This is a genomic window from Mesorhizobium sp. M4B.F.Ca.ET.214.01.1.1 (assembly GCF_004791545.1).
Taxonomy (GTDB): domain Bacteria; phylum Pseudomonadota; class Alphaproteobacteria; order Rhizobiales; family Rhizobiaceae; genus Mesorhizobium; species Mesorhizobium abyssinicae.
Window position 1 is genome coordinate 1 of record NZ_SRUX01000084.1, and the last position, 404, is coordinate 404.

The window sequence follows — 404 nt, forward strand, 5'->3', positions numbered from 1 at the left end:
TCCTCCTATCCCCTCACGGCAACGCGCGAAGTCGGCGAGCAGTCTGCGATGGAATCGAGGTCGACTGTGACCAAGCCACCGCCGTCAATCCGAACGGTTATCTTGCCGTCGGTGCTATCGACGCGCGTCGCAAAGCCGCTGATTGGGACTTTTTCACCGGCCCTGGCCTTCTTCGGCGTGTCGATCGCAAGGGGAAAGTTGTAAGTCGGGATGCTCACGCTCGAAACACCATCCTCCATCACCTTCAGGATGGTGGCCGTCAAAGTGATCTCGTCACCAACTCGCGGACTTCGCGCCATCGTCTCCACGCTTTGAGCCGGGTAGTTATTTAAACATTCAAGTTAGCTAAAATGTTCCGGAACCGGATCGGGGTTTGGTGCCTTGAATCGCGGTCCTGTCGAGTT

General features: G+C 56.7%; 1 protein-coding gene. It reads right to left on the reverse strand.

All coding sequences use genetic code 11. The annotated features are described in order from the left end of the window. Positions 1-5 precede the first annotated feature (5 nt). Entirely contained in the window at positions 6-263 is a 258-nt protein-coding gene (locus EN857_RS33400) for a hypothetical protein (RefSeq protein WP_245493408.1), read from the reverse strand. Between the last annotated feature and the right edge of the window lie 141 nt (positions 264-404).